The organism is Bradyrhizobium sp. ARR65 (assembly GCF_000472385.1).
Classification (GTDB): domain Bacteria; phylum Pseudomonadota; class Alphaproteobacteria; order Rhizobiales; family Xanthobacteraceae; genus Bradyrhizobium.
On record NZ_AWZU01000041.1, the window covers coordinates 62,192 to 69,307 of the forward strand.

A 7,116-nucleotide genomic window follows, 5' to 3' on the forward strand; every position below is an offset into this window, starting at 1 on the left:
GGTACAGCCCGTCCAAAACCCTTGCGCCGGCGGCATTGCCGCAGACACTTTCCGGTTGTCTTGCGGCCACGAAGCGGTCATCGTCATGTCTGGGATCGGACCGCCATGGCGCGTCCGGCTCCTGACCTGATGGTGCCGCCGGGATCGCCGGACAGCCCGCCAGTTTCGGTGGCGCGAAGAGAGAGATGACGCTCACTACCCGCCTCGCCCTTGCGATGATCCTGGTGGTCGCCGCTGCGGTTTCCGCCGTCGGATTGCTGGGCTATCACAATCTGGAACAGGCGCTGCTGCCGCGTATACTCGATCGCATCGAGTCGCATTCGAAACTCGTTGCCAGCGACCTGCGCTCCTATGTTCGCGGCGCGCGCGCCGATGTGGCGACCTTCTCCACCCGCACGGCGGTGCAGGGCATGGTCACCGCGCATGTCAACGGCGGGGCCGATCCGGTCGACCACGTCGCCGAAAACACCTGGCGGACCCGGCTCATCGATCAGCTCGCCGCGGAGCTCGAAGCCAAGCCGGCCTATTCGCAATTCCGTCTGATCGGCCTCGACGACGGAGGGCGCGAGCTGGTCCGCGTCGACCGCTCCGGTCCGAACGGGGCGGTTCGGATCGTGCCCGATAGCGAATTGCAGCGAAAGGGCGACCGGGCCTATTTCAAGGAGACCATCAAGCTAAAGCCGGACGAGGTCTACGTCTCGCCGGTGGATCTCAACCAGGAGAACGGCACCATCGAGGTGCCGCATGTGCCGACATTACGCGTCGCGACGCCGATTTTCGCGCCCGGCGGCAAGCTCTTCGGCATCGTCGTCATCAATGTCGATATGCGTCCGTGCCTGGATCGCATCAGGACGCCGGCGCGCCCCGGAGAGCAGATCTACGTCGTCGACGCCAAAGGCGACTATCTCGTCCATCCGGACCGCTCGCGCGAATTCGCAAGCGACCTCGGCGGGCGAAGAGACTGGCAGAAGGATTTTCCTTATTTCGCGTCCCTGGTCGGCGGATCGCAAAGTGGCGTGCGGGTCATCCCCGACACCTCGCGACGGCCTGGCGGAGCGGCGCTCGCGCCGGCCATGCTGGTCGACAAGCAATGGATCGGAATCATCGAAACGGTCCCGAACGCCGTGTTCGTGGCCACCGCGACGGCCATCAGCAGAACATCGCTGCAGGTCGGACTGATCGCCATGCTTGGCGCGGCCGCGCTTGCGTTCGCCATCGCGCGCTCCCTGACGCGCCCCATCAACCGATTGCGCGCGGCGGTCGAGGGAATCGGCCGTGACGAACCGTTCAAAATCCCGCCAGATGCCAGCGGCGAGACCGGCGTTCTGGCGCAGGCCTTTGCCCGCGCGATGAACGAGGTGAAGGCCAAGACCGCCGAACTCGAACGCGAGGTGCAGGAACATCGCCGCACCGAAGCGGCGCGGGACCACTATGCCGCGCGCGACCGCCTGTTCAGTGCGATGGTCGAATCGTCCAGTGATGCGATCGTCACCAAGTCGCTGGACGGCATCATCACCGGATGGAATCCGGCCGCCGAACACCTGTTCGGCTACAGCGCGGAAGAAGCGGTCGGCCAAAGCATCAACCTGATCGTCCCTCCCGACCGAGGCGAGGAGGTGCAGGCGATCCTGCGGCGGATCTTGCGCGGCGAGCGGATCGAGCACCACGAGACCATGCGCAGGCGCAAGGATGGCACGCTCGTGCAAGTCTCGCTGTCCATCTCGCCGATCAGGAACGCTGCCGGCGAGATCATCGGCGCCTCCAAGATAGCCCGCGACATCACCGAGTTGCGGCAGACCGAGCTCGCGCTACGCCAGCAGCTCGAGGAGCGGGAGCGCATCTTCGAAAATTCGCAGGACCTGATCCTGGTCATGGATGCCGGAGGAGCGCTGGTTCAGGTCAGCCCGAGCTGCGAGACCATCCTGGGCTTCAGGCCGGAGGAAATGATCGGCCACAGCAGCGCCGAGTTCATTCATCCCGACGACCTCGCGATGACGCAAGCGGAGATGGGCGCCGCGCGACGCGGCGACCGTTCCAAGATCTCCGACACGCGCATGATCCACAGGGACGGCCGGGCCGTGACCCTGTCATGGCTCGGCACATGGTCCGAACCGGTCAAGCGCTATTTCTTCGTCGGCCGCGACACGACCGAGAGCCGGCTTGCGCAGGAGAGCCTGCGCGAAAGCGAGCAGCTCGCACGCAACATCATCGAGACCGCGCTCGACGCCTTCGTGCAGATCGATGAAAACGGCAGTATCCTCAACTGGAATTCGCAGGCCGAGCAGATTTTCGGCTGGTCGCGCGACGCCGTGCTCGGCAAGGACCTCATTCAGCTCGTCGTCGTCGGAGCGGACCACGACGAGCTCCGCGAGGCGCTGTCGCGCTTCCGCACCCTTGGTCATGGCCAGATCCTCGGCCCCCGCCGCGAAATCACTGTGCGGCGCCGCGACGGCAAGGAATTTACGGCCGAGCTCAGCCTGACCGCCATGAAGACGCGCTCCGGCTTCGTCTTCAACGGCTTTTTCCGCGATCTCACCGAGAAGATCGCGGCCGAGGAGCGCATCAGGCAGTCCGAAAAGATGGAGGCGATCGGCCAGCTCACCGGCGGCATCGCCCACGACTTCAACAACATCCTGACCGTCATCACCGGAACCATCGAAATCCTGGGCGCGGCCGTTGCCAAGGAGCCGCAGCTTGCGGCAATCACCAAGATGATCGACGAGGCCGCCGCGCGCGGCGCCGACCTTACCCAGCACCTGCTCGCCTTCGCGCGCCGGCAGCCGTTGCAGCCGCGGGAGATCGATGTCAACACCCTGATCATCGATACGGCCAAGCTCTTGCGGCCGACGCTGGGCGAGCACATCGAGATCGAATCGGTATTCGAGGACGAGGCCTGCATCGCGCTGGTGGACCCCAATCAGCTCGCCACCGCGATCCTCAATCTGGCGCTCAACGCGCGTGATGCGATGCCGAGCGGCGGCAAGCTGATCCTGGAAACGGCCTCGATCTGGCTCGACGAAGCTTACGCGAAGGTGAACGACGTTCGCCCGGGCCGCTATTCCATGATCGCGGTGAGCGATACCGGAACCGGCATTCCCGCCGCCATCCTCGACCGGGTGTTCGATCCGTTCTTCACCTCCAAGGGCCCGGGCAAGGGCACCGGCCTGGGCCTCAGTATGGTCTATGGATTCATCAAGCAGTCGGCCGGTCACATCAAGATTTACAGCGAAGAGGGTGTCGGGACGAGCATCAAGATGTATCTGCCGCCCGGCACGGGCGCATCGCTCGCGCCGGAAAGCCACGCTGCGCCGGAAATCGAAGGCGGCCATGAAACCATCCTGGTCGTCGAGGACGACCGCCTGGTGAGGGACTATGTGCTGACGCAGCTCCATTCGCTCGGCTACGTCACGCTGGATGCGGCGAACGCGAGCGAGGCGCTCTCCCTCTTCGACTGGGGGCACAAATTCGATCTCTTGTTCACCGACGTGATCATGCCCGGCACCATGAACGGGCGGCAGCTCGCCGACCACCTGCAGAAGCAGCTTCCCGATCTGAAAGTGCTTTTCACGTCGGGCTACACCGAAAACGCCATCATCCACCACGGCCGGCTCGACTCCGGCGTGCTGCTGCTGGCAAAGCCCTATCGCAAATCGGACATGGCCCGCATGATCCGCCGGGCGCTGGAGGCGTGAAGGGGAACGAAGCCACCGTCTCGGACTTCGGCGCTCCGTCTGTTTCGGTTCACCTCTTCCGCGGCCACCGGGGTTGACCCCAGTTGCGCATCCCAATTTGCGCAAGTCGGGCCGCCCCCGACTTGCGTCGCGAGAGGAAGAAGTTCTACGACGCGCGCTGTTGCGCGGTCATCACGATCCGGACCAGATCGGCCGCGTTCCTGGCGCCGAGCTTTTTCATGATGTTGGCGCGGTGATCCTCGATCGTGCGCGGACTGATGCCGAGGGTGCGGCCGGCTTCCTTGTTGGACGCGCCGGCGGTGAATTGCTCCAGCACCTCGCGCTCGCGCCGCGTCAGCGGTTCGCGGCCGGGGAAATGCAGCGTGGCGATGCTGGACGAACTCTGCGCCTGCCGGCGTGCATAAGCCCCGATTGCCTCGTCGAGCCGGGCCACGATCTCGCTGCCGCGAAACGGCTTTTCGATGAAATCGAGCGCGCCGTTCTTGATGGCACTGACGGCCATGGCGATATCGCCCTGCCCCGAGATCATGAAGATAGGCGCCGGATAATCCTCGCCATGCAGTTCCCTCAGGATGTCGAGCCCGGATTTGCCGGGAATGTGAACGTCGAGCAGGATCGCGGCCGGCGTCCGGCTTCGCGCGACCGCGAGCAACGCCGCGCCGTCCGCAAAGCAGATCACCTGATAGCCCGCCGCAGACAGCACCAGAGAAAGGGTTTCGCGAACGGCAGGATCGTCATCAACCACGAAGATTTCACCGCGGGAGGCAGGTTTCTCGGCCATGTGCCTTCGTCCGTAGAGTTACAAATGACGTGCGCACCAAACCGTTAGCGTTCGGCGCGGATTCGCCCCACCCGTATTTGTACGGGAGGAGGCCTTAACTCACAAGTAGCCGTAGCCGCCTAAACCGCATTGACGGAGAACACCCATGCGGAATGCGGAAGCCGGTGACGTAGCGGTTCCATCCGAAGACCGCAACGACGGCTTCTATTTGATCGTTTCGGACCTGGTGTCGCTCATCGACCATGTCCAGGCCAGCATCAAGTTGATCGAAGCCGCGAAGGTCCAGGATTGCACCGGCAATCAGGAATTCGCCGACGTCGTCGTGCTGGACGATGTCACGCCTCTCTACACGCAAGCGGAAGCCGCGCTTGCTGCTTGCAACACGAACCTCACGGCGGCCCTGCAGTTCCTGCTCGAAAACAAGGCGGTTGCGAAAAGACATGTAGCCGCAGCGCCGGTGGGTTCCACGACCTGCCCGCAGGGCGCACCATTCAACAATAGAGCTTCGAGGCACGTAGGCGGAAGCCGCGCGCATGCGCGGCCTCCGCGCTGATCAGGCGTGCATCAATGCGTCGTCGTCGGACGAGCTGCCGGATCGCTTCTTCTTGTGTTTGCCCTTGATGAACTGAATATCCATCTCGGCGCCATTGACACGGACCAGTTCGCAGCGACGATAGGCGAGACCGGTCGAGGACAACAGCAGAAAGAACTCCTTCAGGTTCAGTCCTTGAATGGAGCCTTCAACTGTCAGGATGGCATCGTTATCGGAGATGGCGTTGAGCTGGCAATTGCGCCGCCACGTTCCGTCGATGGCCATGATGCAGACGTCGTATCCGCGGCTGAAGGTGACGCGCTCCGAACCTTTGTTTTCTTCCGACATTGCTCACATTCCTGCTATCGCCGCCAGTTTCGGCGCGGCGGTGCCCGTTGCCCATACTCTTCCCGGCGCGTTCTGCGTGCTGCTCGGCCGATAGAGACCGCGCCGATCCGAAAACGGTTTGAAAGCCTCAGTCAATCCGACCACGGTTTCCGCCGCACCCAGCACCAAGAAGCCGTCCGGCTCGATTGCCTTGGCCAACCGGCCGAAAATATTGATCTTGGTTTGCTGGTCGAAATAGATCAGGACGTTGCGGCAGAAGATCACGTCGAAAGCACCGAGATGCGAAAAGTCGTGCAGCAGATTGAGCTGCCGGTGCTGAACCATGGCGCGAACGTCCGCGTTGATTTGCCAGAGTTCGCCCATCTGCTTGAAGTATTTCACGAGCAATTGGATCGGCAGCCCGCGTTGCACCTCGAACTGGCTGTAGATGCCGGACTTCGATTTCTCCAGCACCTCCTGCGACAGGTCGGTCGCGAGAATGTCGACGCGCCAGCCCGCAAGCGCTACGCCCATTTCCTTCAGGCACATCGCGATCGAATACGGCTCCTGACCGGTCGAACCGGCGGCACACCAGATGCGGATGCTCTTGCGGCCTGCGCGGGTGCGCAGGATCTCAGGCATGATCGTCTCGCGAAAGTGGTCGAACGGGACCTTGTCGCGAAAGAAGAAGGTCTCGTTGGTGGTCATGGCTTCGACCACCTGATTGATCAGGGAGGGCGATCCACCCCTCATCTTCTGCACAAGCTCACCGATATTGGCGAGGCCTGTCTTCCGCGCCAGCGGCAACAGCCGGCTTTCGATCAGATATTGCTTGTCGGCGGACAGGTCGAGGCCGGAAAGGTCCTTGAGGACTTTCCGCAGATATTCGTAGTCGGGTGGAATCACAGGCGGACTCTTAAGAATCAGATCGATGCCGGCGACGGCAACTGGATGAGACCGACTTCCTGGAACTTCGCCGCAACGATGTCCTTGTCGAAGGGCTTCATGATGTATTCGTTGGCGCCGGCCTCGAGTGCGCGCGCGATATGATCGATGCCGTTTTCAGTGGTGCAGAACACCACTTTGGGCCTCTCGCCGCCGGGCATGCGGCGCAGATTGCCGAGGAACTCGTAGCCGTCCATGATCGGCATGTTCCAGTCGAGCAGCACCGCATCGGGCAGACCGCGCTTGCAGGCCTCTAGAGCCTTCTCGCCGTCCTCGGCTTCGATGATCTCGAAATCCATTGCTTCGAGAATACGCCGCGCGATCTTCCGCACCACACTTGAATCGTCGACCACCAGGCAGGTTTTCATTGGGCTTTCTCCGATAAGCGAGCACTCAAGCGGCTTGCGCGGTTTTTGGCACCATTTCGAGGACGCGATCGACATCGAGGACGACCATGAGCTGGCCGTCGAGGCGATGGACGCCGCCGGCGAGCTTGGCGAGGCGCGGGTCGAGATTGACGGGGTTGTCCTCGCGGCTGTCCTCGGGCAGGCGCAGCACCTCGCCGATCTGGTCGATCAGGAGCCCGTAGGACTCGCCGCGCAGGTCGACGCCGACCGCCATCGGCGGCTTGCCGTCGGAGGCCCTGGGCAGNCCGAGCCGGGCGCGCATGTCGATCACGGTGACGATGCGGCCGCGCAGGTTCAAGACGCCGGCGATCTCGACCGCCGCGAGCGGCACCCGCGTCAGCCGCTCCGGCATGAACACGTCCTGCACGCGGGAAATCGGCAGCCCGAACAGCTGGCCGCCGATCACGGCGGTGACATATTCGGCCATCGCGC

7 protein-coding genes are annotated in these 7,116 nt (G+C 63.2%); 2 read left to right on the plus strand and 5 right to left on the minus strand.

Going from position 1 to position 7,116, the window contains the following annotated elements:
- Positions 1 to 185: 185 nt before the first annotated feature.
- On the plus strand, positions 186 to 3,692 hold the full coding sequence (locus F758_RS0132375; RefSeq protein ID WP_024511772.1) for a PAS domain S-box protein: 3,507 nt from the start codon (positions 186 to 188) through the stop codon (positions 3,690 to 3,692).
- A 145-nt stretch (positions 3,693 to 3,837) separates the two neighbouring features.
- On the opposite strand, the gene F758_RS0132380 is transcribed toward F758_RS0132375, so the two are convergent.
- A complete protein-coding gene (locus tag F758_RS0132380) occupies positions 3,838 to 4,473 on the minus strand; it encodes a response regulator transcription factor (RefSeq protein ID WP_024511773.1) in 636 nt (211 codons plus the stop codon).
- A gap of 145 nt (positions 4,474 to 4,618) precedes the next feature.
- Here F758_RS0132380 and F758_RS51060 point away from each other — a divergent pair, with 145 nt between their 5' ends.
- On the plus strand, positions 4,619 to 5,026 hold the full coding sequence (locus tag F758_RS51060; protein ID WP_024511774.1) for a hypothetical protein: 408 nt from the start codon (positions 4,619 to 4,621) through the stop codon (positions 5,024 to 5,026).
- On the opposite strand, the gene F758_RS0132390 is transcribed toward F758_RS51060, so the two are convergent.
- The 4 genes from F758_RS0132390 to F758_RS0132405 all read right to left on the minus strand — a co-directional run.
- Entirely contained in the window at positions 5,027 to 5,353 is a 327-nt protein-coding gene (locus F758_RS0132390; protein ID WP_024511775.1) for a hypothetical protein, read from the minus strand.
- 3 nt (positions 5,354 to 5,356) lie between these two features.
- Positions 5,357 to 6,238, minus strand: a complete 882-nt coding sequence (locus F758_RS0132395) for a CheR family methyltransferase (RefSeq protein ID WP_024511776.1) — start codon at positions 6,236 to 6,238, stop codon at positions 5,357 to 5,359.
- 17 nt (positions 6,239 to 6,255) lie between these two features.
- Positions 6,256 to 6,645 carry a response regulator gene (locus F758_RS0132400; RefSeq protein WP_024511777.1) on the minus strand — a complete coding sequence of 130 codons (390 nt, stop codon included), beginning with the start codon at positions 6,643 to 6,645 and terminating at the stop codon, positions 6,256 to 6,258.
- Positions 6,646 to 6,670: 25 nt separating this feature from the next.
- The coding region (locus F758_RS0132405; protein ID WP_024511778.1) for a chemotaxis protein CheW at positions 6,671 to 7,116 on the minus strand (446 nt) is incomplete at its 5' end.

Coding starts and splice junctions, on each gene's coding strand:
- F758_RS0132380 (WP_024511773.1), bottom strand. CDS start 4,473: ATGGCCGAGAAACCTGCCTCCCGCGGTGAAATCTTCGTGGTTGATGAC.
- F758_RS0132400 (WP_024511777.1), bottom strand. CDS start 6,645: ATGAAAACCTGCCTGGTGGTCGACGATTCAAGTGTGGTGCGGAAGATC.
- F758_RS0132375 (WP_024511772.1), top strand. CDS start 186: ATGACGCTCACTACCCGCCTCGCCCTTGCGATGATCCTGGTGGTCGCC.
- F758_RS0132390 (WP_024511775.1), bottom strand. CDS start 5,353: ATGTCGGAAGAAAACAAAGGTTCGGAGCGCGTCACCTTCAGCCGCGGA.
- F758_RS51060 (WP_024511774.1), top strand. CDS start 4,619: ATGCGGAATGCGGAAGCCGGTGACGTAGCGGTTCCATCCGAAGACCGC.